The 23,349-nt window shown below is 73.4% G+C and carries 20 protein-coding genes; 7 read left to right on the top strand and 13 right to left on the bottom strand.

What is annotated here, in order from left to right; genetic code table 11:
* Positions 1–89: 89 nt before the first annotated feature.
* From rplT to infC, 3 genes are all read right to left on the bottom strand, one after another.
* On the bottom strand, positions 90–473 hold the full coding sequence (gene rplT / locus ABT345_RS26600; protein ID WP_030278319.1) for a 50S ribosomal protein L20: 384 nt from the start codon (positions 471–473) through the stop codon (positions 90–92).
* Positions 474–574: 101 nt separating this feature from the next.
* Positions 575–769 (bottom strand): 50S ribosomal protein L35, encoded by a 195-nt coding sequence (gene rpmI, locus ABT345_RS26595; RefSeq protein ID WP_030278317.1) that lies wholly within the window; start codon positions 767–769, stop codon positions 575–577.
* 119 nt (positions 770–888) lie between these two features.
* Complete coding sequence (infC, locus tag ABT345_RS26590; RefSeq protein WP_345093019.1) at positions 889–1,584, bottom strand: translation initiation factor IF-3; 696 nt, start codon at positions 1,582–1,584, stop codon at positions 889–891.
* Positions 1,585–1,951: 367 nt separating this feature from the next.
* Between infC and ABT345_RS26585 the strand changes: the two genes are divergently transcribed.
* The gene (locus tag ABT345_RS26585) at positions 1,952–2,332 is read left to right on the top strand and encodes a DUF1844 domain-containing protein (RefSeq protein ID WP_345093022.1); all 381 of its coding nucleotides are present in this window, start codon (positions 1,952–1,954) and stop codon (positions 2,330–2,332) included.
* Between the two features lie 74 nt (positions 2,333–2,406).
* Here ABT345_RS26585 and ABT345_RS26580 read toward each other — a convergent pair whose 3' ends face one another.
* Together ABT345_RS26580 and ABT345_RS26575 are read right to left on the bottom strand one after the other, a co-directional pair.
* Entirely contained in the window at positions 2,407–3,144 is a 738-nt protein-coding gene (locus ABT345_RS26580) for an MIP family channel protein (RefSeq protein WP_345093026.1), read from the bottom strand.
* 113 nt (positions 3,145–3,257) lie between these two features.
* The gene (locus ABT345_RS26575; protein WP_345093029.1) at positions 3,258–3,992 is read right to left on the bottom strand and encodes an SseB family protein; all 735 of its coding nucleotides are present in this window, start codon (positions 3,990–3,992) and stop codon (positions 3,258–3,260) included.
* Positions 3,993–4,129: 137 nt separating this feature from the next.
* On the opposite strand from ABT345_RS26575, the gene ABT345_RS26570 reads away from it, so the two are divergent.
* Positions 4,130–4,570, top strand: coding sequence for a PPOX class F420-dependent oxidoreductase (locus tag ABT345_RS26570; RefSeq protein WP_345093033.1), 441 nt, complete (start codon positions 4,130–4,132; stop codon positions 4,568–4,570).
* An 83-nt stretch (positions 4,571–4,653) separates the two neighbouring features.
* On the opposite strand, the gene mycP is transcribed toward ABT345_RS26570, so the two are convergent.
* Both mycP and ABT345_RS26560 read right to left on the bottom strand, forming a co-directional pair.
* The gene (mycP, locus tag ABT345_RS26565; RefSeq protein ID WP_345093035.1) at positions 4,654–5,841 is read right to left on the bottom strand and encodes a type VII secretion-associated serine protease mycosin; all 1,188 of its coding nucleotides are present in this window, start codon (positions 5,839–5,841) and stop codon (positions 4,654–4,656) included.
* A complete protein-coding gene (locus ABT345_RS26560) occupies positions 5,838–8,417 on the bottom strand; it encodes a hypothetical protein (protein ID WP_345093037.1) in 2,580 nt (859 codons plus the stop codon). Before ABT345_RS26560 ends, mycP begins: the two co-directional genes overlap by 4 nt.
* Before the next feature lie 202 nt (positions 8,418–8,619).
* Here ABT345_RS26560 and ABT345_RS26555 point away from each other — a divergent pair, with 202 nt between their 5' ends.
* Positions 8,620–9,837 carry an amino acid deaminase/aldolase gene (locus tag ABT345_RS26555; RefSeq protein WP_345093040.1) on the top strand — a complete coding sequence of 406 codons (1,218 nt, stop codon included), beginning with the start codon at positions 8,620–8,622 and terminating at the stop codon, positions 9,835–9,837.
* A 144-nt stretch (positions 9,838–9,981) separates the two neighbouring features.
* Here the strand turns inward: ABT345_RS26555 and ABT345_RS26550 are convergent, their stop codons facing one another.
* From ABT345_RS26550 to ABT345_RS26535, 4 genes are all read right to left on the bottom strand, one after another.
* On the bottom strand, positions 9,982–11,271 hold the full coding sequence (locus tag ABT345_RS26550; RefSeq protein ID WP_345093043.1) for an HAD family hydrolase: 1,290 nt from the start codon (positions 11,269–11,271) through the stop codon (positions 9,982–9,984).
* A gap of 94 nt (positions 11,272–11,365) precedes the next feature.
* A complete protein-coding gene (locus tag ABT345_RS26545; protein WP_345093046.1) occupies positions 11,366–12,166 on the bottom strand; it encodes a 3-oxoacyl-ACP reductase in 801 nt (266 codons plus the stop codon).
* Between the two features lie 2 nt (positions 12,167–12,168).
* Complete coding sequence (locus ABT345_RS26540; RefSeq protein ID WP_345093049.1) at positions 12,169–13,533, bottom strand: aldehyde dehydrogenase family protein; 1,365 nt, start codon at positions 13,531–13,533, stop codon at positions 12,169–12,171.
* A 9-nt stretch (positions 13,534–13,542) separates the two neighbouring features.
* Entirely contained in the window at positions 13,543–14,910 is a 1,368-nt protein-coding gene (locus ABT345_RS26535; RefSeq protein WP_345093052.1) for a glutamine synthetase family protein, read from the bottom strand.
* Between the two features lie 94 nt (positions 14,911–15,004).
* On the opposite strand from ABT345_RS26535, the gene ABT345_RS26530 reads away from it, so the two are divergent.
* From ABT345_RS26530 to ABT345_RS26520, 3 genes are all read left to right on the top strand, one after another.
* Positions 15,005–15,742, top strand: coding sequence for a FadR/GntR family transcriptional regulator (locus ABT345_RS26530; protein ID WP_345093055.1), 738 nt, complete (start codon positions 15,005–15,007; stop codon positions 15,740–15,742).
* 275 nt (positions 15,743–16,017) lie between these two features.
* Complete coding sequence (gene eat / locus ABT345_RS26525) at positions 16,018–17,487, top strand: ethanolamine permease (protein ID WP_345093058.1); 1,470 nt, start codon at positions 16,018–16,020, stop codon at positions 17,485–17,487.
* A gap of 47 nt (positions 17,488–17,534) precedes the next feature.
* Entirely contained in the window at positions 17,535–18,230 is a 696-nt protein-coding gene (locus ABT345_RS26520; protein ID WP_345093061.1) for a gamma-glutamyl-gamma-aminobutyrate hydrolase family protein, read from the top strand.
* Between the two features lie 108 nt (positions 18,231–18,338).
* Here ABT345_RS26520 and ABT345_RS26515 read toward each other — a convergent pair whose 3' ends face one another.
* Together ABT345_RS26515 and ABT345_RS26510 are read right to left on the bottom strand one after the other, a co-directional pair.
* On the bottom strand, positions 18,339–20,948 hold the full coding sequence (locus ABT345_RS26515; protein ID WP_345093064.1) for an ABC transporter permease/substrate binding protein: 2,610 nt from the start codon (positions 20,946–20,948) through the stop codon (positions 18,339–18,341).
* Positions 20,941–22,149: a quaternary amine ABC transporter ATP-binding protein gene (locus ABT345_RS26510; RefSeq protein ID WP_345093067.1), complete on the bottom strand. Its 1,209-nt coding sequence runs from the start codon at positions 22,147–22,149 to the stop codon at positions 20,941–20,943. Before ABT345_RS26510 ends, ABT345_RS26515 begins: the two co-directional genes overlap by 8 nt.
* Positions 22,150–22,398: 249 nt before the next feature.
* Between ABT345_RS26510 and ABT345_RS26505 the strand changes: the two genes are divergently transcribed.
* Positions 22,399–23,313, top strand: a complete 915-nt coding sequence (locus ABT345_RS26505) for a 5'-3' exonuclease (protein ID WP_345093542.1) — start codon at positions 22,399–22,401, stop codon at positions 23,311–23,313.
* Positions 23,314–23,349 lie beyond the last annotated feature (36 nt).

Genomic DNA, 23,349 nt, shown 5'->3' with positions numbered 1-23,349 from the left:
GCGGGGAGAGGCGGGTGCGTCCGGTGAAAAGGCGGCGGACCCGCAGGCCGGTGCCTGCGGGTCCGCTCGTCACGTCGTCAGGCCGGTGTTCAGGCGGCCTTCGGGGCGTTGACGTCGCTCGGGAGCGCCTTCTGGGCGACCTCGACGAGCGCGGCGAACGCGTTCTCGTCGTTGACGGCCAGGTCCGCGAGGATCTTGCGGTCGACCTCGATGGAGGCGGCCTTCAGACCCTGGATGAAGCGGTTGTAGGTCATGCCGTTGGCGCGGGCAGCGGCGTTGATGCGCTGGATCCACAGCTGACGGAAGTCGCCCTTGCGCTTCTTGCGGTCGTTGTAGTTGTAGACGAAGGAGTGGGTCACCTGCTCCTTGGCCTTGCGGTACAGACGCGAGCGCTGACCGCGGTAACCGCTGGCCTGCTCCAGGATCGCCCGGCGCTTCTTGTGGGCGTTGACCGCCCGCTTGACGCGTGCCACTTCTTAACTCCTTGTAGCGGGGCCGTGGTGGTCGTCACACGGCCCGATTCGATTAGTCCCGGTCCTGATCGCGCACCCCGTACGGAGCGGGGCGCGGCGGCTCACTTGCCGAGAAGCTTCTTGATCTTCTTGGCGTCGCCCGGGGCCATCTCGGCGTTGCCGGTGAGGCGACGCGTCACGCGGGACGACTTGTGCTCGAGCAGGTGGCGCTTGCCGGCGCGCTCGCGCAGCACCTTGCCGGAGCCGGTGACCTTGAAGCGCTTGCTGGTCCCGCTGTGCGTCTTGTTCTTCGGCATGCGCCGTTCTCTCCTCGTCAGTGGCGCTCCCCACCGGCCCGAGCCGCACGGGAGCGTCAGATGTATCGGTTGTGTCCGGGGCGGGTGCCCCGGCGCGACGTCCGGGGCTCGCCCGGGAATCACGCCTCGGCGGGCTCCTCGTGGGACTCCGTGGCCCCACCCTGGCGCTCCGCCTTGCGGGCGGCCTGCGCCTCACGGGCCTCGGCCATCGCCTCGGTCTTCTTCTTGTGCGGACCGAGGACCATGATCATGTTTCGGCCGTCCTGCTTCGGGTTCGACTCGATGAAGCCGAGGTCCTCCACATCGGCCGCGAGCCGCTGCAGCAGCCGGAAGCCCAGCTCGGGGCGGGACTGCTCGCGACCACGGAACATGATCGTGATCTTGACCTTGTCACCCTGCTTGAGGAACCGAACGACGTGACCCTTTTTGGTGTCGTAGTCGTGCGGGTCGATCTTCGGCCGGAGCTTCATCTCCTTGATGACCGTGTGCGCCTGGTTCTTGCGCGCCTCACGGGCCTTCATGGCCGACTCGTACTTGAACTTTCCGTAGTCCATGAGCTTGCAGACCGGCGGACGTGCGTTCGCGGCCACCTCGACCAGGTCGAGGTCGTACTCCTGCGCAAGCTCCAGGGCCTTGGCAAGCGGCACGATGCCGACCTGCTCGCCGCTGGGACCGACGAGTCGCACCTCGGGGACGCGAATCCGGTCGTTGATGCGGGGCTCGGCGCTGATGGATCCTCCTCGGTAGCACCACGCGACGGCCTGGCGGACTGCCGCGTCAGTTCTGTTTCGGTGTGACCAACCGCGCCGGTACATCAAAAAACGCCCCGGACGGGACACAAGGCGGGGCTCCGTGAAAGGTTCAGGAACACCGCCGCGAAGGTCTCCGCGGGGCGCAGCCGGACCGTTGACCCGCCAACCCTGAGGTCGGTCGGGTGGGAGATCGGAGCCTCCACTTGTGGGCCGGTCACCTGGGTGTCCGGCCGGTCGGAACACCAGAATACACGAGTCAAGAGGTGAGCCCCAGGCGGATACGGACATCCGTGCGGACGACGGCCGCAGCCAGGGGATACGGCCCGCGGACCGTCCGCGGGCGCGGGAGGTCCGGCCGGGGGCGGGAGGCGCGCGGGCGGGTCTTAGGCTGGACGCGATCCCCCTCCAGCAGGAAGCGAAGCGCCCCGACATGAGTGACCAGACCCCGCAGCAGCCCGACGCCCCCAACGCGTCGGAGACGGACTTCGACGCGATGACCCGCGACATCGCGGACGTCCCGGCGGTCGAGGTGATCACCACCGTCGCCGTGCACCTGATGAGTTCCGCCGCGGTCAACCTCGGGCTCGCCGAGGAGGGCGACGCCCACAAGGACCTCGACGAGGCGCGGAAGCTGATCCACGCACTGGCGGGCCTGGTGACGGCCAGCGCCACCGAGATCGGCTCGTACCACGCGGCGCCGCTGCGCGACGGCCTCAAGTCGCTCCAGCTGGCCTTCCGCGAGGCGTCGGTCGTCCCGGACGAGCCGGGCCAGGGACCGGGCGAGAAGTTCACCGGACCGGTCTACGGCTGATCCGCCGGACGCCACGTACGGAGCCCCGGGCCGCCTCGCGCGGTCCGGGGCTCCGTCGTGCGTACGGGGCGCCGTCAGTGCTTCTCCGGCTCCGGGGCGGTCTCGGCGGCGACGGCTGCCGGGGCGTACGGCGGGTGGGTGTAGCGGTGCACGATCGCGGCGAGGGCGCCGCCGATCAGCGGGGCGACGATGAACAGCCACAGCTGGGTGATGGCGGCGCCGCCGGCGAAGAGCGCCGGGCCGATGCTGCGGGCGGGGTTGACCGACGTCCCGGTGAGCGGGATGCCGACGAGGTGGACCATGCCCAGCGCCAGGCCGATGGGCAGACCGCCGAAGCCGGTGAACGCGACCTTGTGCGTGACGGCCAGCACCACGAAGACGAAGGCGAAGGTCAGCACGATCTCCGCGACGAAGGCGCCGCCGGTGTTGAGGTGCACGGCGGAGCGGTCGCCCCAGCCGTTGGAGCCGAAGGACTCGCTCGTCCGCAGGCCCGGGATCTGCTTCGCGATCAGGAACAGCACCGCCGCGCCGACGATGGCGCCGACCACCTGCGCGATCCAGTACTCCACGGCCGTACGGAGGGTGATGCGGCGGGCCAGCAGCATGCCCATGGTGACCGCCGGGTTGATGTGGCTGCCGGAGATCGGGCCGATCGCATAGGCCATGGCCAGCATGACGAAGCCGAAGCTCAGCGCGATGCCGAAGGTCCCGATGTACTCACCGGCCAGCACCACGGCGCCGACACCGAAGAACACCAGGAGCAGCGTGCCGAGGAATTCGGACAGGAGCGTACGGGTCTCGGTGGTCTCCATAGGGGCTCTCCTCGCGTGATCCCGAGCTGTCCTCGCATTCTGCGACCGGGGAGAGCGGCGCGCCCGTCGGACGGGCGCGGCCCGGGGCCGGGCGGCGGTCCCGGGCGCCGGGGTCAGCGGCGGTAGAAGGGCTCCTCGGGCGGCTCCGTGCCGGGCGGCAGCAGGGCCAGGTCGAGGCCGCGGACCAGCCGGGCGCGCAGGTCCTCGTCGGCGGCGAGGGACTGGGCCAGTCGGTGGGCGACGTCGGAGGCGGAGGCGTCGGGGGCGAGGCCGAGGGCGAGGGTCGCATCGGTCTCGGCCGAGGGGGCCAGATGGGCGAGGCGGACAGCGGGCTCGGCGGCGAGGAGGGTGCGCAGCGCGTCGAGGACGGCCGGGTCGGTGCGCGGGTCGGCGTCCTGGCGGCCCTCGGCGAGGGCGCGCAGGGCGGGGCCGGTGAGCTGGTAGGTGACGGGTCCGGCGAGGTCGACGACGACGGTGTCGGCCTGCTCGTGGGAGGCGGCCAGCAGCGCCTGGCGGAGCGGGACCGCGACCGGGCGGGCGTCGGCGCGCCAGCGCTTGAGGGTGTCCATCGAGGTGAAGGCGGGCAGCGCGCGGCGGCCGTCGGGGGCCTGGAGGGTGGGGACGGCCATGTCGCTGGTCTTCTCGCGGCGCAGGCCGTCGGGCCCCGTCTCGCTCTCGCCGAGCACGGCGACGACGGGCACCAGCATCCGGGCACCGGAGAGGGCCGCCAGGAGCTGCGGTTCGGCGCTCCGGTCGCGGTCGTAGGCGGCCAGCGCGGCCGCGAGGGCCGGGTCGGCGGAGCCGTCGTCGTCGGAGAAACCGGGGTCCGGGATGTTCTTCTGCGCCACGGGGCGAGCCTAGCGGCAGGGGGGTGTGCGGCCGGGGGCGGGTGCGGCGTGCGGGAACGGCGCCTGGTGCGCCGTGGTCCTCACCACGTGTTCCCCCGGTGAGGTGTGGCCGCCACGGTTCGGGCAAGATCGTTTTCATGATCGAATTGCCGAATGACATCCGCCGTCGGATCGAGGCGCCGACCTTCTGGTACGTCGCCACCGTCAACCCCGACGGATCGCCGCACGTGAGCCCGATGTGGGTGGGGCTCCAGGGGGATCTGCTGCTCTTCAACACCTCCGTCGGCCGGATCAAGGAGCGCAATCTGCGCCACGATCCCCGGGTGTGCCTCTCGCACGCGGACCCGGACGACCCGTACGACCGGGTGCAGATCCACGGCCGCGCCGTGCGTTTCGTCGAGGGGCCGGAGGCGGACCGGAACATGGACGAGCTGGCGCGCGTCTACCGCGGCTCCGAGGGGTACGAGTGGCTGCTCCCCGGTGAGCGGCGGGTGATGGTGCTCATCGAGCCGGACCGGGCGCGCCGCGTCACGGGCGTCGAACCGCTGCCCGCGGGGGCGCCGGGGGCCGCGTCGTAGGGGAAGGATCCGAGGTGCCCGTACGGGCCCGGGCCTGTCGTCGGCGACGGGTCCGGGCCCTTTGCGTTCCGCCGGGGCGGCCCTCAGCGGAAGAGGCGGGTGGGGTGGCGGTCGCGCCAGAGGGCCGCGGCGGCGGCGAGGAGGGCGGTGCCGGCGGCCGCGGCGGTCCAGGGGAACCAGCCGGCGGGCGCGGAGCCGTGTGCCTCGGCGGTGTGGCCGGGGCCGAAGTGGCGGGCGGTGTGGGCGGCGGGGGCCGGTTTCTGGGCGATGGGTTCGAGGTCGGCGGCGGCCTTGAGGGCCGCGGCGGGGTCGACGGTGCCGGCTCCGCGGTCGTCGTCCCGGCCGCCGTCGGGGCGGTCCTGCGCGGTGTCCATGAGGAGCTGGCGGATCTGGGCGGGGCTCAGCCGGGGGTGCGCGGCGCGGATGAGGGCGACGGAGCCGGAGACGAAGGCGGCGGCCGGGCTGGTGCCCCAGCCCTCGTAGTAGGTGCGGTCGGGGTTGGCGGTCGCGACCTCGTCGCCCGGGGCGGCGACGGTGGCGTACCAGTGGCGGGTGGAGAAGTCCGCGCGGTTGCCGTAGCGGTCGACGGCGGTGACGGCGATGACGCCCGGGTAGGCGGCCGGGTACGAGGCGCGGTTGCCCTCCTCGCCGCCGTTGCCCGCGGAGGCGACGACGGGTATGCCCTTGCCGAGCGCGTACTGGACGGCGGCGTCCTCGCGGGGTTCGGGGTGGGCGGAGGCGCTGTCGTCGCCCAGGGAGAGGTTGATGACGTCGGCGCCGTGGTCGGCGGCGTAGCGGATGCCGTCGGCGAGGGCCCCGGCGCGTTCGGCGCGGGCGCGTTTACGGGCCGGGTCGTCGTCCTCCAGGATCACCCGGACCGGGAGTATCCGGGCCTGCGGGGCGATGCCGAGCACCCCGTCGCTCTTCTCCGGGCCATGGCCGTGACCTGCGATGATCCCGGCCATTCCGGTGCCGTGGACGGCCCACTGGGGGTCGCTGGGACCTGCGCCGAAGCCGATGAGGTCCTCCGCGGGGGCGACCGAGCCGCGCAGATCGGGGTGGTCGGCGTCGACGCCGGTGTCGAGGACGGCGACGGTGACGCCCTTGCCCTTGGTGGTCTTCCAGGCGTCCTGGGCGTGGATGGCCTCCAGGGCCCACTCCTGGGCGCGGATGCCGTCGGCGCGGGCCGGGGCGGCGGTCAGCAGGGGTGCCAGGGCGGCGGTCAGGGCCGTGGTCAGCGCGGCGGCGGCGCGCAGCGGGGCTCGGGTCACGGGGAGGCCTCCGTGGTGCGGGTGGTGCTGCCGGCCGCGGCGCGGAAGGTGGCCTCGATGCGGTCGGCGAGGCCCTTGGCGTCGTGGCCGAGCCCGGCTTCGGCGGCCACGGTGGTGGCGCCGGGCCGGACGGCGTCCGCGGCGGGCTGCGGCGTGGGGACGGTGCGGCCGTCGGCGAAGCCGGCGACGGCGGAGACGACGACCGGGATGTCGGTGAGCACCCGCACGGTCCAGGTGGCGCGCTGGTCGGGGCCGAAGGAGGCGGCCGGGGTGCCCTCGGGTGCGTAGGTGCGGGGCATGAGGTCCGCGTCGCCGCCGAGGCCCTTGGCGGCGAAGCGGAGGCGTAGCGCCTTCATGGTGTCCTGATCGGCCTTGGCGGTCCGGACGCCGATGGTGACGAGGTCGGTGCGGGTCGCGTCGAGGTAGGTGGCGCGCAGCTGGCGGACGCATCCGGCCGGGGCGAGGGCCTTGGTGAGTTCCGGGTTCTCGGCGCCCCGGCAGGAGCGGTCCGGGGCGACGGCGACGCGGGTCCAGCGGCGGTCGGAGCCGCCCGGCCCGGCGCCGAGCCCGTCGACGACCGGGGGGAAGAGCGCGTCGACGGGGGCGTTGTGCCAGGCGTCGCGTCCGTTGTCGTACGCGATCTGGGCGGCGGTACGGGCGTCGGCGCCCTCGGTGAGCCAGCTTCCGGCCACCGCGCCGCAGAGAAGTCCGGTGCCGAGCACGAGGCAGGCCGCGGCGGCGAACGCCCGGGACATCGGGCGGCGGGGCGCGGACAGCGGACGGGGCGGGCCCAGCGGCCCGGCGGCCTGCGGCGGCAGCGAGGCGCGCGGACGGAACGGCCCGCCGGAGCGCCCCGGGGGCGGGACGGTGCCCGGAGCGGGGGTGGCGGCGCGGGCGCGGGGCGCGGCGGCGTCACCGGGCGCCCAGAGGCCCTGGCTGCGGGCCAGATGGTAGGCGGCGGTGTCCCGGAAGCCCGGTGCGGCGGCGGGCGCGGCCGCCGGGCGCGGGGGTGCGGCCGGGGCGGGCGGCGTCGTGGGGCGCGCCGGTGCGGCGGGCGCGCTCGCGGAGCGCGCGGCGGGGCCCGCACGCCCCGGGCGCGGGACGGTGTCCACCGGGGGTGCGAGGGGCGGGCCGGCCGGGCGCGGGGGTGCCGGGAGGGTGCCGTCCGGCCCGCGGACGGGGATGGCGGGGTCCGGCGCCGGGGTCGCCGAGGCCGAGGTCCGTACGGGTGCGGCGGACGGCACCTGCGGCGGGGCGGGGTTGTCCTGCTCCGGGGCCGTTTCCGGGGCGCGCGCGAAGGCCGAGGCGGAGGTCGCCACCGGGGCGGATGCCGGGGCGTCCGCACCCGGGGAACCGCCCTCGCCACCGGCGGGCACCCGGCGCAGCACGGCCGTTGTCGCGTCCTCCTCGGGGGGCGTGGTGGCGGTGTCCGGTACGGCGGGCCGGGGCCGCGGCTGCGTCGGGATGCGGTCGGTGGGTACGCCGGAGGCGTCGGACGGTCCGGCGGGCGCGGGCGCCGGCGCCTGGCCGGTCGACGGCGGGGCGGCGGGTGACGACGCCGGGGCGGGCGGCGTGGAACGGTTGGAGGACGCGGGCGGGCCTGACGTGGGTGGCGTGCCTGCTCCCGAGCCGGACGCCGCGGACGGGGCCGACGTGGACGGCGTGCCCGTAGCCGAGCCGGACACCCCGGACTCTCCCGCCTCCGAGCCGGACGCCCCGGACTCTCCCGCCTCCGAGCCAGACGCCTCGGATGCCCCCGCCCCCGGGCCAGACGGAGCAGACGGTCCCGTCCCAGGCGGGACAACCGCCCCCGGCTCCGTCGTCGCCGCAGGCGTCACGGGGTGGCCCGGGCCGGGCGGGGTGGGGCCGTCGTCAGGGCCTTCCCCGTCCGCGGGGCGTCCCGCCATGGACTCCCGCTCCACGGGTACCTCCGGAAGGGATCGCGAGGACGCGGACGGCGCGGGGCCGTCCAGTTCGGCGGCGGGGCGGGGCGGGACGGCGACGGGGCGTCCGGTGGGCTGCTGCGGCAGCGGCCGGGCGGCGGAGGCGGGGCCGTCCAGTGCCGCGGCGGGCGGGGCGGGCATGCGGCGGGGCGCGGCCGGGGCCGGTGAGGTGCCCGCCGGTATCCGGGAGACGCCCGCCAGGCCGCCCTTCGCCGCGTCCCCGCCGGGGCGGCGGGTGCCCGGGGCACGGACCTGGCTCTCGGGGGACGGCTCGCCGCCGCGGCCGCGCGGGCCGGAGGTGCGGCCCGGGGAGTCGGCGGCGGCCTCTCCCCCACGGCGGCGGGCGCCCGCCGAACGGCCCTTCAGCAGCCGTCCCTTGACGGCGCGGACCTTGCCGCCGCGCGCCTTCGGCTTCGGCGTGCGGCCCGTCGCGGGCGGTGCGGCCGGCTCGGCTCCGGTGGCGGCCACCGGGTCCGTCAGGGGACGGGGCGGCGCGGCGGACGGGGGCGGGGCGTCGAGGCGGATCACCGGCAGGCTCGCGGTGTCGCGTTCCAGGTTGGCCGGGGGGTAGGACGGGGGCGGAGGTATCGGGGGGAGTTTCCGCTTTCCGGCACGGTCCGCCTCGGTGCTCACCCGCGCCCCCCTCGCGCCACGCACCCGCCCCCGCACGGCAATCGGGGCAAGGTGGTCCATATCTCGGTAAAGCGCCGCTGACCTGCTGGTGGCGGCGTCCGGACACTCTACGGTCTCCGGTGGTCCGGCCCGTACCCCCGTGGCAAGTCCGCCGGGCTCTGGGCCCCTACCCAGCGGTAGCGGGGTCTGGCAGGCTGCCGCCATGTCCCAGGATCCCGCCGTCGCGTATGGCGACAAAGCCCGTTACGACCGTGCGACCGCCGGACTCGACGCGCCGCTGGCCGTCGTCGATCTGGCCGCCTTCGACGCGAACGCCGACGATCTGGTGCGCCGCGCGCAGGGCAAGCCGATCCGGGTCGCGAGCAAGTCGGTGCGCTGCCGGGCGCTGCTGGAGCGGGTGCTGGCCCGGGACGGCTTCGCCGGGATCATGAGTTTCACGCTCGACGAGTCGCTGTGGCTGGCGCGTTCGGGCTTCGAGGACGTGCTGCTGGCGTATCCGACGGCGGACCGCGCCGCGCTCACCGAGCTGGCGAAGGACGCGCGGGCGGCCGCCGCGGTGACGGTGATGGTCGACGACCCGGCGCACCTGGACCTGATCGACACCTGCCGGCCCGCCGGGCGCGGCGCGGAGATACGCGTCTGCCTGGAGCTGGACACCTCGTACCGCACCGGCGGCGGCGCGCTGCGGGTCGGCGCCCGGCGGTCGCCGCTGCGCCGCCCGTCCCAACTGGCCGAACTGGCCGGTGAGGTGGTGCGCCGCCCCGGATTCCGGCTGGTCGGGCTGATGGCGTACGAGGGGCATGTGGCGGGGGTGGGCGACGAGGTCGCGGGGCGGCCGGTGTTCTCGCGGACGGTGCGGATGATGCAGGCGGCGGCGCGCAAGGAGCTGGCGGCGCGGCGCTGGGAGGCGGTGCGGGCGGTGCGGGCGGTGGCGCCGCGGCTGGAGTTCGTCAACGGCGGCGGCACCGGCAGCGTCCAGCACACCGCGGCGGAGGCGGCGATCACCGAGATCGCGGCCGGTTCCGGGCTGTTCGTCCCGCGGCTGTTCGACAACTTCCGGTCGTTCCGGGGGCGTCCGGCGGCGCTGTTCGCGCAGCCGGTGGTGCGCCGTCCCGGACCCGGGGTGGTGACGGTGCTGGGCGGCGGCTATCCGGCGTCGGGGGCGGCGGGCGCCGACCGGCTGCCGGAGCCGTATCTTCCGGCCGGGCTGCGCTACGACCCGCAGGAGGGGCCGGGCGAGGTGCAGACGCCGCTGCTGGGGGCGGCCGCCGACCGGCTGGCGCTCGGCGACAAGGTGTGGTTCCGCCATGCCAAGGCCGGTGAGCTGTGCGAACGCTTCGACGCGCTGCGGCTGGTGGAGGGCGACCGGGTGGTGGCGACGGTGCCGACGTACCGGGGCGAGGGGCGGACGTTCCTGTGAGGTCCGGGAAGCGGACGCTCCCGTGAGGTCCGCAGAGCCGGGAACCCCGGGCGCCGTTGCGGGCCCGGGGTTCCCTCGGTGCCGGACCCCGTAGGGCCCGGTGGCCGGACCGCGCGCACAACCCCGCGCGGTCCGGCCGGTGGTTCAGCCGTGGATGCGGTCGGTCTGGTCCGGGACGACGGTGGTGTCGGGGCGGCGCAGCGGGCCGAGGACGCCGTCGGTGTTGATGTAGCCCTGGGTGGCGCAGGGGTAGCTGCCGGACTTGCGGGGCAGCGGGTCGATGAACATCGGGTTGATCACCCAGCGGCCGTCGGCGTTGTCGTAGCCGCGGCACATGACCTCGGTCTTGTTGCGGTTGATCACCAGGTGGGCGCCGGTGGCGTCGGCGACGAAGGTGGAGTCGGTGTCGGCGTCGCCGCCGCCGAGGGCGATGCGGTGCGCGGGGTCCTGCTTGCGCCACGCCTCGGCGCCCTTGATGTGGAAGATCTCCTGGTTGATCCAGCAGCGCTTGCCGTCGATGTAGGGGATGGCGTCGCCCTGGGAGTCGGGCATGTCGCCGCAGCCCTGCGTCCGGTACGTCAGCTTCTGCTCGTCGTCGAGGATGCTGCGGATGGCGATGGTGTGGGCGCGGTCGAAGCCGATGGCGCGGGACCACACCTCGGCGACCGGCTTGGAGCCCGCCGAGACGATGTAGACGTCGAACCCGGCCTTGCGCAGCGTACGGACCAGGTCCTTCTGCTGGTCGTAGTAGCGCACGTAGGCGGGGAGCGTGTGGGTGCCGACCTTCACGGTGGCGCCGACGGGCGCGGCGAGGGCGGCCTTGCGGCCGGCGGCGGCGTACGCGCGGACCTCGTCCTCGGTGTGGCCGGCGAACAGCTGCGGCACCCAGGCGTACTCGGGGACGGTGCGGCGGTGGTTCCAGGTGCCGGAGAAAGCTTCCTGCCCGCTCATCGTCTTCGCCTCGGCGCGGATCTGGAGGATCTCGTCGGCGCAGTCGGCGTCGGTGGAGGTGGGCAGCGGGGCGCCGACGGGGACGGAGGTGCCGCAGGCGGCGGTCAGCGCGCGGTCGGCGGCGGGCGTCATCCACTTGCTGGTGTCGCGCCAGTGGGCGGGCCGCAGGATCTTGTCGTTGAGCAGGGACCAGTTGAGCGTCGCGTCGGTGACGTCGTTCTTGGTCATGGTGTTGTCCCAGTCGAACGCGGCGACGGGGGCGCGGCCGTGGGCGAGGCCCGGGTTCTCGCAGGTGCCGCGCTCGTCGATGGTGCGCTGGAGCTTGGCGCGGTTGTGGCCGTACCAGGGCAGGTCGCGGGAGAGCTGCGGGCAGCGGTCGGCGTGCGACTGCTCGGTGCGGGCGGGGGCCGCGGCGGTCGCCGGGACGCTGCCGACGAGGAGCGCGGCGGTGGCCAGGCCCAGGGCCAAGGCGGATCTGCGCATGGGGGACTCCGGTGTCCGGTGCGGATGGGAAACGTGCCGGGACCGGCACCAGATGGCGCCGGCCCCTGCTGTGACGTGCGACTTTACCCAGCCTTCACACCGGGGTGACATAGGCCCCGGCAATACCGCCGTCGACCAGGAACTCGGCGGCGTTGACGAACGAGGAGTCGTCGCTGGCGAGGAAGGCGACGGCGGCGGCGATCTCCTCCGGTTCGGCGAAGCGGCCGACGGGCACGTGGACCAGGCGGCGCGCGGCCCGCTCGGGGTCCTTGGCGAACAGCTCCTTCAGCAGCGGGGTGTTGACCGGCCCGGGGCACAGGGCGTTGACGCGGATGCCCTCGCGGGCGAACTGCACGCCCAGTTCGCGGGACATCGCGAGGACGCCGCCCTTGGAGGCGGTGTAGCTGATCTGGGAGGTGGCGGCGCCCAGGACCGCGACGAAGGAGGCGGTGTTGACGATGGAGCCGCCGCGCCCGGTCCGCTCGAACTGGTCGCGCATGTAGGGCAGGGCGTGCTTGCAGCAGAGGTAGACGGAGGTGAGGTTGACCTCCTGGACGCGCTTCCAGGCGTCGAGTCCGGTGGTGAGGATGGAGTCGTCCTCGGGCGGGGAGATCCCGGCGTTGTTGAACGCGATGTCGACGGAGCCGTAGGTCTCGAAGGCGGTGCGGTAGAGCGCCTCGACCTGGTCGGAATCGGTGACGTCGACCTGGACGAAGAGGCCGCCGGTCTCCTCGGCGGCGGCCTTGCCGGCCACCTCGTCGATGTCGGCGCAGACGACGCGGGCGCCTTCGGAGGCCAGGCGGCGGGCGGTGGCCAGGCCGATGCCGCTGCCCGCTCCGGTGACGACGGCGGTGCGGTCCACCAGGCGGCGGCAGACGGGGGTCTGGTCGGTCACGGTCACTCCTCGGTGCTGATGAAGACGTTCTTGGTCTCGGTGAAGGCGGTGAGGGCGTCGGGGCCCAGTTCGCGGCCGATGCCGGACTGTTTGAAGCCGCCGAACGGGGTCTGGTAGCGCACGCTGGCATGGGAGTTGACGGAGAGGTTGCCGGCGGCGACGGCGCGCGAGACGCGCAGGGCGCGGCCGATGTCGCCCGTCCACAGCGAGCCGGACAGGCCGTACTCGGTGGCGTTGGCGAGGCGGACGGCGTCGGCCTCGTCGTCGAAGGGGAGGACGACGGCGACCGGGCCGAAGATCTCCTCGACGGCGGCGCGGTCGTCGGGGTGGCCGGTCAGGACGGTCGCCGGGTACCAGAAGCCCTTGCCCTCGGGGGCCTCGCCGCGGATGGCGACGGGCGCGCCCTCGGGGACGTAGGACCGTACGCGCTCGCGCTGGGCGGCGGAGATGAGCGGGCCCATGCGGGTGTCCGGGTCGGCCGGGTCGCCCGCGGTGAACGCCTTGACGGCGGGCTCCAGCAGCTCCAGGAAGCGGTCGTGGACGGAGCGTTGGACGAGGATGCGGCTGCGGGCGCAGCAGTCCTGGCCGGTGTTGTCGAGGAAGGAGCCGGGGGCCGCCGCGGCGGCGGCTTCGAGGTCGGCGTCGGCGAAGACGATGTTGGGGCTCTTGCCGCCGAGTTCGAGGGTGAGGCGTTTGGTCTGCGCGGCGCAGCGGGCGGCGATGTGGCGGCCGGTGGCGGTGGAGCCGGTGAAGACGACCTTGGCGACGCCGGGGTGGTCGACGAGGGCGGCGCCAGTGACCTTGCCCTCGCCGGGCAGCACCTGGAAGAGCCCCTCGGGCAGCCCGGCGTCGAGGGCGTGGCGGGCCAGGCGGAGGGCGGTGAGCGGGGTGGTCTCGGCGGGTTTGAGGAGGACGGCGTTGCCGGCGGCGAGGGCGGGGGCGGTGCCCCACGCGGCGATCGGCATCGGGAAGTTCCAGGGCGCGATGACGGCGACGACGCCGAGCGGTTCGCGGAAGGTGACGTCGAGGCCGCCGGCGACCGGGATCTGGCTGCCGGTCAGCCGTTCCGCTCCCCCGGCGGCGTAGTGGAGCAGATCGCGGACGTTGCCCGCCTCCCAGGTGGCGTTCGCCAACGGGTGGCCGGCCTCCAGGAGTTCGAGGTGGGCGAGGGAGTCGAGGTGGGCGTCGACGGTGTCGGCGAAGCGGCGCAGCAGTCGGGCGCGGTCGGCGGGGGCGAGGGCGGCCCATTTCTCCTGGGCGGCGGCGGCCCGCCGGACCGCCGCGTCGACCTCCTCGGGGGAGGTGACGGGGACGGTCGCCACCGTCTCCTCGGTCGCCGGGTTGATGATGTCCAGCTCGTGCGGCACGGGCAGTCCTTACATGCGCTCGAAGGAGCGGAAGCGCTCCCAGTCCGTGACGGCCGCGTCGTAGGCGTCCTGTTCGACGCGGGCCATGTGGCGGTAGTGGTCGACGACGTCGTCGCCGAAGGCCTCGCGGGCGAGGGTGCTGCGCTCCCACAGCTCGGCGGCCTCGCGGAGGGTGGCGGGGACGTGAGCGGCGTCGCCGTCGTAGGCGTTGCCGGTGCAGGCGGCGGGCAGCTCCAGCTTGCGGTCGATGCCGTGGAGTCCGGCGGCGATCATGCCGGCGACGGCGAGGTAGGGGTTGACGTCGCCGCCGGGCAGCCGGTTCTCCAGGCGCAGGGCGGCGCCGTGGCCGACGACGCGCAGCGCGCAGGTGCGGTTGTCGGGGCCCCAGGCGACGGCGGTGGGGGCGAAGGAGCCGGGGCGGTAGCGCTTGTAGGAGTTGATGTTGGGGGCGTACAGGAGGGTGAAGTCGCGCAGCGCGGCGAGTTGTCCGGCGAGGAAGTGGCGCATCAGCGCGGACATGCCGTGCGGGCCGTCGGGGTCGGCGAGGACGGGCGCGCCGTCGTCGTCGCGGAGCGAGAGGTGGATGTGGCAGGAGTTGCCCTCGCGCTCGTCGTACTTGGCCATGAAGGTGAGCGCCATGCCCTCCTGAGCGGCGATCTCCTTGGCGCCGGTCTTGTAGACGGCGTGCTGGTCGCAGGTGGTGAGGGCGTCGTCGTAGACGAAGACGATCTCGTGCTGGCCCAGATTGCACTCGCCCTTGGCGGACTCGACGGTCATCCCGGCGGCGCCCATCTCGTTGCGGATGCGGCGCAGTACGGGCTCGACGCGGCCGGTGCCGAGGACGGAGTAGTCGCCGTTGTACCGGTTGGCCGGGGTCATCTCGCGGTAGCCGCGTGACCAGGCCTCCTCGTAGGTGTCCTGGAAGAGCTGGAACTCCAGCTCGGTACCGGCGAAGGCGTGCAGTCCGCGCGCGGTGAGGCGGTCGAGCTGGCGGCGGAGTATCTGCCGGGGCGAGGCGGTGACGGGGGTGCCGTCGTGCCAGGCCAGGTCGGCGGTGATCAGGGCGGTGCCCGGGTTCCAGGGGGTGCGGCGCAGGGTGGCCCGGTCGCCGTGCATCGCGAAGTCGCCGTAGCCGCGCTCCCAGGACGCCATGGCGTAGCCGTCGACGGTGTTGAGGTCGACGTCCACGGCGAGGAGGTAGTTGCAGCCCTCGGTGCCGTGGTCGAGGACGGAGTCGAGGAAGTGGCGGGCGGCGAACCGCTTGCCCTGGAGCCGTCCCTGCATGTCGGTGAAGGCGAGAACGACGGTGTCGATCTCCCCTGCGGCGACGAGTGCGCTCAGCTCCTCGACGGAGAGCGGGGGCGTGCGGTGGGCCACGGTGTTGCCTCCTGTCGCTGCGGTCCGGGGCGCGGTCAGGCGCTCCGGCCGGAATAAGGTATGCACACGAACCATTGGTTGGGAAGGGGTCGGGATGGACGGTGCGGCGGATGGGCTGGCACCCGTGCTGCGGCCGGTGCGGGCGGGGAACGGCTTCGAGGAGGCGCTGGAGCAGATACTCCAGATCGTCCGGCTGGGCCTGGTGGCACAGGGCGAACGGCTGCCCGCGGAGCGGGAGTTGGCCGACCGGCTGCACATCAGCCGGGTGACGCTGCGCGAGGTGCTGAAGGTCCTGGCGGACGAGGGCCTGGTGGAGAGCCGGCGCGGGCGGTACGGCGGCACGTTCGTCCGGGCGCGCGACGTGCATCCGGGCGAGGCGGAGCTGCGCCGCCGGACCGACCGGATCGATCTGGAGGACACGCTGCGCTTCCGCGAGGTGCTGGAGACCGGCGCCGCGGGGCTGTGCGCGGCGCACGGGCTGCCGGACGCGGACGCCGCCCGGCTGCGCGGCTGCCTGGCCGCCACCCACGACGCGCCGCTGGCCGACTACCGCCGCTGCGACACCCTGCTCCACCTCACCCTCGCGGAGCTGTCCGGCTCCCCCTCGCTCGCGGCGCAGTACGCGGCGGTGCGCGCCCATCTGAACGATCTGCTGGACTGCATCCCGCTGCTGGTCCGCAACCTGGAGCACTCCCAGACCCAGCACGACGCGCTGGTGGAGGCGGTCCTGGAGGGCGACGCGGACGGCGCCCGCGAGGTGGCGCGCGAACACTGCGGCGGCACGGCGGCGCTGCTGCGCGGGTTTCTCACCCGGCCCGAGGGGCGAGGCTGACGGGGCGCGGGCGGCAGGGAACGGCGGGCGCGTCGCCCCGTACGGAACGGCGGGCGCGTCGCCCCGTGCGGAGCGGCGGGCGTGGCAGTCATGGCGCCCGTACGGAGCGGCCGGTGCCGCGCGCCGGATACGGAGCGGCGCCCCGGGCCCGCTCCCCCGCCTTTTCCCGCACGGGTCTTGCGCCCGGCCCGCCGGCCGGGCAAAGGTATGCCGCTGAACCTTTATTCGGGCCGTCCGTCCCGGGCGCCCCGGACCACCGGAGGCAGGAGCGGCTGATGGCCGACCGTACGGAATCGCAGAGCGCACCGCCCCGGACCGGCACCGGGGAGCCCTCCGCCGAGGACGCCTATCTGGAGCGGCGGTCGCTGCGGCGCGGCAGCGCGGGCCCGCTGCTGCTGACCGGTCTCGGCGTCGCCTATGTCGTCTCCGGCGACTTCTCCGGCTGGAACAACGGCCTGGCGCACGGCGGATTCGGCGGCCTGGCCGTCGCCGCCGTGCTGATGGGCCTGATGTACACCTGTCTGGTCTTCGCGCTGGCGGAGCTGGCGTCGGTGCTGCCCACCGCGGGCGGCGGCTACGGCTTCGCCCGGCGCGCGCTGGGCACCTGGGGCGGCTTCCTGACCGGCACCGCCATCCTCATCGAGTACGTCCTCGCGCCCGCCGCCATCTCGATCTTCATCGGCGACTACGTCGAATCGCTCGGCCTGTTCGGCCTGCACTCCGGCTGGCCGGTCTACCTCGCCTGCTTCGTCGTCTTCCTCGGCATCCACCTGTGGGGCGTGGGCGAGGCGCTGCGCTTCAGCCTGGTGGTCACCGCCGTCGCGGTGGCCGCGCTGCTGGTCTTCGCCGTCGCCGCGCTCAGCGACTTCCATGTGGACGCGCTCGACGACATCCCGGTGCGCGCGGACGCGTTCGGCGCCTCGTCCTGGCTGCCGTTCGGGCTGCTCGGGATCTGGGCGGCGTTCCCGTTCGGGATGTGGTTCTTCCTCGGCGTGGAAGGCGTCCCGCTGGCGGCGGAGGAGACCCGGGACCCGGCGCGGGTGCTGCCGCGGGCGATGGCCTCGGCGATGGGCGTGCTGCTGCTGCTCGCGCTGGTCACCTTCACCGCCGCGACCGGCGCCCGCGGCAGCGCGGCGATCCAGTCGGTCGGCGATCCGCTGGTGCAGGCGCTCCAGCCGCACGGCGCGCCGACGGTGGCCGGCCGGATCGTCAACTACGCGGGGCTCGCCGGTCTGGTGGCGTCGTTCTTCTCGCTGATCTTCGCCGGCTCCCGGCAGCTCTTCGCCCTCTCGCGGGCCGGCTATCTGCCGCGCTTCCTCTCCCTGACGAGCCGCCGCAAAGCCCCCTACCTGGGCCTGCTGGTGCCCGGCGCCCTCGGCTTCGCCCTCGCGGCGGCCACCGGCGACGGCGCCCGGATGCTGAACGTCGCGGTCTTCGGCGCCACCATCTCGTACGCCCTGATGGCCCTCTCGCATCTGGTGCTGCGGCGCCGCGAGCCGGGGCTGCACCGGCCGTACCGCACGCCCGGCGGGATGCTCACCTCGGCCGTCGCCTTCGTCCTCGCCTGTGCGGCGCTGGTGGCGACGTTCCTGGTGGACAAGGACGCGGCGCTGATCGCGCTCGGTGTGTACGGCGTGGCGCTGGCGTACTTCGCGTGCTGGTCGCGGCACCGGCTGGTGGCCGCGGCGCCCGAGGAGGAGTTCGCCGCGCTCGCCGCCGCCGAGGCCGAACTGGACCGCGGCTGACGACCCCGCCGCACCCGACCCCGCACCCGAACCGTACGGAGGACCCGATGCACCGGCCGCTCATCGGCATCAGCACCTATCTGGAGGACGCGGCGCGGTGGGGCGTGTGGACGCAGCCCGCCGCCGTGCTGCCCGCCGGATACCACCGGCACGTCCAGCGGGCGGGCGGGATCGCCGCGCTGCTTCCCCCGGACGCGCCCGAGGCCGCCGCCGCCACCGTCGCCCGGCTGGACGGGCTGATCATCGCGGGCGGCGCGGACGTCGCCCCGGACCGCTACGGCGCGGCCGCGGACCCGCGGACCGGGCCGCCCGCGCCCGCCCGGGACGCCTGGGAACTCGCCCTGATCGAGGCGGCGTCGGCCGCGGGTGTGCCGCTGCTCGGCATCTGCCGGGGGCTGCAGCTGCTGAACGTCGCCCGCGGCGGCACGCTCGTCCAGCACCTCGACGGGCACAACGGCCCGCCCGGCACCTTCGCCCGGCACACCGTCACCCCGGTCGCCGGCACCGCGCTCGCGGCCGTCCTCCCCGAGGAGGTCAGTGTCCCCACCTACCACCACCAGGCCGTCGACCGCCTCGGGCGGGACCTCGCGGTCTCGGCGTACGCGGCGGACGGCACGGTCGAGGCGCTGGAGGACCCGGGCGCCCGGGCGTTCACGCTGGCCGTGCAGTGGCATCCGGAGGCCGGCGACGACCCGCGGGTGGTGGCGGCGCTGGTGGCCGCGGCGGGCGGCGGGACGGGCTGAGCGGCACGGCCCCGCACACACGGAAACGGGCCCCGCCCCGGCGTCGTGCCGGAGTCGGGGCCCGTTTCGTGCGACAAGAGCGCCGTGCGTTCTACGGTCCGGGGACCGTCACTTCACGGGTGCCATCTTGTCGACGATGCCCGGGTGGGCGTCGATCCACTTCTGGACGCCCTTGTCCTCGTTGCCCTTGCCGGCGTCCTGAATGTCCTTCTCCAGGCCGTTCAGCTCGTCGGGGGTCATCTTCCAGTTCTTCAGCCAGCCGTGGAACTCGGGGAATTCCTTCGGGAAGCTCTTGTTGCCGACCGAGGTGATGTGGTTCTCGGCGCCCCAGGTGCCCTTGGGGTCCTTCAGCTTGGTCAGGTCGTACTTGCTGTACGCCCAGTGCGGCGACCACAGGACGACCGCGATGGGCTCCTTCTTGCCGTACGCCCGCTGGAGCTCGGCGAGCATCCCGCTGGTACCGGCGGAGGTGACCTGGAAGCCGTCCAGACCGTACGCCGGGGCGACGGTGCTCTTGAGACGCTTCATCGCACCGGTGCCCGGCTCGATGCCGATGATCTTGCCGCCGAACTCGTCCTTGTGCTTGCGCAGGTCGTCAAGGGTCTTGACGTCCTTGACGTAGGACGGCACCGCGATCTCCACCGACGTCTTGTCGTACCAGGGACCGATGTCGACGAGGTCCTTCTGGTACTTCTCCCAGTACTGCTTCTGCATGACCGGGAGCCAGCCGTCGGTCTCCACATCGATCTGACCGGTCGACAGGCCGGTCCACATCGGGCCGACGTCGAGGTTGTGCAGCTTCGGCCGGTAGCCGCGCTTCTCCAGGACGTTCTTCCACAGGTACGTGGTGGCGATGCCCTCGTCCCACGCCGGGTAGCCGATGTCGGGCGCCTTGCCGGCGTCCTTGCCCTTGGCGTACGAGGTGTTGCCGGACGGCGCGAGCTTGTCGACCAGGCCCGGGTTCTTCTTCAGCCAGGCGCGGACACCCTCCTGCTCGTGTCCGTTGCCGGCGTCCTTCATCGCGTTCTCCAGGCTGGTGAGCTGCCCCTCGTCCAGGTGGAAGTTCTTCATCCACCCGGCGACCAGCGGCTCGTCCTCGGAGAAGCCCTTGCGGCCCAGCATGTGCAGGCTGTCACCGGAGCCGAAGGCGCCCTTGGGGTCCTTCAGCTTGGTCAGGTCGTACTTGTCGTACGCCCAGTGCGGCGACCACAGCGTGACGGCGATCGGCTTCTTCGCGCGGATCGAGCGGTCCAGCTCGGCCAGCATCGAGGCGGTCGTGGAGTCCTGGACCTTGTACTCGCCGGACAGGTCGTAGGCCTTCAGGACCTTGTCCTTGAGGATCTTCATCTCGCCGGCGCCCGGCTCGATGCCGATGATCTTGCCGCCGAAGGTTCCGCTCTTGCCCTTGAGGTCGTCGAGGGACTTGAGGTCCTTCATGTACGAGGGGACGGCGATCTCCAGCGACGTCTTGTCGTACCAGGTGCCGAGGTCCTCCAGCTTGTCCTTGTACTGCTTCCAGTACGCCTCGTGCGTGGTCGGCAGCCAGGCGTTGGACTGGACGTCGATGTCGCCGCGGGCCTGACCGGCGAAGAGCGGACCCGCCTCCAGTGCCTGGACCTTCGGCTTGAAGCCGCGCTGCTCCAGGATCTCCTTCCACAGGAAGGTGGTGGCGCGGCCCTCGTCCCAGTTGACGTAGCCGAGGGTGACCGAACGGCCGTGGCCGTCGTTGCTCGCGGCGGCGGGGCCGGAGTTCTTGCCGAAGTAGCCCATGCCGCCCGCGACCAGCGCGAGGACGACGATGCCGACGGTCGCCAGCGAGGTGGCCGGCTTCCAGCGCAGGAACTTCATCCCGCCGAGCGAGGCCTGCGCCTTGGCGAGGGCACGGCGGCCCAGCGGCGAGACCCGCTGGTTGAGGGCGCCGGTCATGCGGTCGAGGTAGACGGCGAGGATGACGACGGAGAGACCGGCCTCGGCGCCCAGCTTCACGTCGACGGAGCTGAGCGACTGGTAGACCGAACCGCCCAGACCGCCGCCACCGGCGGTACCGGCGATGACGACCATGGACAGCGCCAGCATGATGACCTGGTTGATGCCGGCCATGATCGTCGGCAGCGCCAGCGGCAGCTGCACCCGCAGTAGGGTGCGCCGCGGGTGGGTGCCGAACGCCTCGGCCGCCTCGACCAGTTCCCCGTCGACCTGCCGGATGCCCAGCTCCGTCATGCGGACGGCGGGCGGCATGGAGAAGACGATGGTGGAGACGATGCCGGGGACGACACCGAGGCCGAAGAAGAGGATGCCCGGGATCAGGTAGACCATCGCGGGCATCGTCTGCATCAGGTCGAGGACCGGGCGCAGCACACCGCCGACGGCGCGGCTGCGGGCGGCCCAGATGCCGAGCGGCACGGCGACCACGATGGTGATGATGCAGGCGACCAGGACCAGCGAGAGCGACGAGATCGTCTCGTCCCACTGCTCGATGGAGTCGATCAGCGCGAAGCCGAGGAAGGTCAGGACTGCGGCGGGCAGACCGCGCAGCCACCAGGCGATGATCGCGAAGATGCCGGCGAGGATCAGCGGTTCGGGACCGGCGAGAACCGCGTGGATGCCGGTGTAGAAGCCGTTGAGTACGTGCGTGACGAAGTCGAAGAGCCAGGCGGCGTGGTTGGTGAGCCAGTCGACGGCGTCGCTGGCCCAGCTGCCTATCTGAATCCTAGGCACCGGCGCTCACCTTGCCCTCGGGGTCGTTGTCCGCGGACGCGTCCGTGGCCGCGTCCTTCCCGGCGGCGGGCTTCACGAGCTTGCCCGCCGGGGCCTGATCCGCGGCCGGGCGCGGCGCGGGAGCCGCGGGCTGGTCGCCGTCCTCGCCGAGCGCGGCGAGCAGCCGGTCGGCGCGGACGGCGCCGACGGCCTTGCCCGCCTTGTCGGCCACGGCGACCGGCACGGTGCTGACCGAGCAGGACGTGAAGAGGTCGACGATCGGGGTGTCCTGGCCGACCACGGCGGGCGCGGCGGCGAGGAAGTCGTCGAGGGTGGCGATCTCGTTGCCGTCCGGGGCGGTGGTGCCCAGCACCTCGTCGGTGCCGGTCATGATCGCGCCGGCGGTCAGCACCCGGGTGCGGTCGACGTCCTGGGTGAAGGAGGCGACGTAGTCGTTGGCCGGGCGGACGAGGATGTCCTCGGCGCTGCCGATCTGCACGATGCGGCCGTCGCGCATGACGGCGATCTTGTCGCCGAGGCGCATCGCCTCGTTGAGGTCGTGGGTGATGAAGACGATGGTCTTCTTCAGCGTCTTCTGGAGTTCCAGCAGCTGATCCTGCATGTCGCGGCGGATCAGCGGGTCCAGCGCGCTGAAGGACTCGTCCATCAGCAGCAGGTCGGCGTCGGTGGCGAGCGCGCGGGCCAGACCGACGCGCTGCTGCATACCGCCGGACAGCTCGTCCGGCCAGGACTTCTCCCAGCCCTTGAGGCCGGTCAGCTCCAGCGCCTCCAGGGCGCGCTTCTCGCGCTCGGCGCGCGGGACGCCCTGGACCTCCAGGCCGTAGGCGGCGTTCTCCAGCACGCTGCGGTGCGGGAAGAGCGCGAAGTGCTGGAAGACCATGGAGATCTTCTCGGAGCGGACCTTGCGCAGTTCCTTGGGGCTGAGCGAGGTCAGGTCCTGGCCGTCGAACCGGACGGTTCCGGCGGTCGGCTCCAGCAGTCCGTTCAGAGTCCGCAGCAGCGTGGACTTACCGGACCCGGACAGACCCATGACGACGAAGATCTGGCCCTCGTCCACCTCGATCGATGCGTCGATCACCGCGGCGGTCGTGCCCTCGGCGCGCAGTTCGTCGCGGTCGGCTCCCTCCTGGAGCTTGCGCACCGCGTCCTTCGGTCGTCTGCCGAACACCATGTACAGGTGCTCGGCTTGAAGCCTGGACACATACACCTCTCTTGTCGCACGAGAAACGACCTGCCACCCCCGTAGACAGGTCGTGGAGAGGCACGGGATCCGCCCGCCTGCGCCGATAAAAATGGTGAAACGTTCATCGGGTCCTCTCCGGGTGCGCGCCTGCCCTCCTTTATCTGGCTCAAACCGTCCGGTGACCCACCTCACATCCAGGGCACGTTTGAGCCGTGCTCCCGGGAGGTTTCCGGCGTACGGCATCATGCGGGGGTGACTCGACGCCTGATGCTCCTCGACACCGCCTCCCTCTACTTCCGCGCGTACTTCGGCGTCCCGGACTCGGTCCGGGCCCCGGACGGCACCCCGGTGAACGCGGTGCGCGGCCTGCTGGACTTCATCGCCCGGCTCGTCCAGGACCATCACCCCGATGACCTGGTGGCCTGCATGGACGCCGACTGGCGGCCCCAGTGGCGGGTCGATCTGATCCCCTCCTACAAGGCCCACCGGGTCGCGGCCGAGGCCCCGGCGGGCTCCGCCGGGCCGGACGAGGAGGAGATCCCGGACACCCTCTCCCCGCAGGTCCCGGTGATCGAGGAGGTCCTGGACGCGCTGGGCATCGCCCGCGTCGGCGCGGCGGGCTACGAGGCGGACGACGTCATCGGCACCCTGACCGCCCGCGCGAGCGGCCCGGTCGACGTCGTCACCGGCGACCGCGACCTCTACCAGCTGGTCGACGACGCCCGCGGCGTCCGCATCCTCTATCCCCTCAAGGGCGTCGGCACCCTCCAGCTCACCGACGAGGCGCTGCTGCGCGAGAAGTACGGGGTCGACGGGCGCGGGTACGCGGACCTGGCGCTGCTGCGCGGCGATCCGAGCGACGGCCTGCCGGGCGTGCCGGGCATCGGCGAGAAGACCGCGGCCAAGCTGCTCGACACCTACGGCGACCTGGACGGCATCATCGCGGCGGCCGCCGATCCGGCCTCGAAGCTCACCCCCACGCAGCGCCGGCGGCTGACCGACGCCGCCCCGTATCTGGCGGTCGCCCCGAAGGTGGTGCGGGTGGCCACCGACGTACCGGTGCCGCAGGGCGGCTTTGCGCTCCCCCGCAAGCCCGCGGACCCCGAACGGCTGGAATCGCTCGCCGCGCGGTGGGGCCTGGGCGGATCGCTGCAGCGCTTGCTCGACACCCTTCAGGGATGAGCTGCTAGGTTAGGTAAACCTAACCAATTAGCGCGT

The sequence above is a fragment of the Streptomyces sp. NPDC000404 genome, assembly GCF_040300365.1.
Lineage (GTDB): Bacteria > Actinomycetota > Actinomycetes > Streptomycetales > Streptomycetaceae > Streptomyces > Streptomyces ramulosus.
Note: the sequence above shows the minus strand (reverse complement) of the source record. Positions and strands in the feature narration are given on the sequence as shown.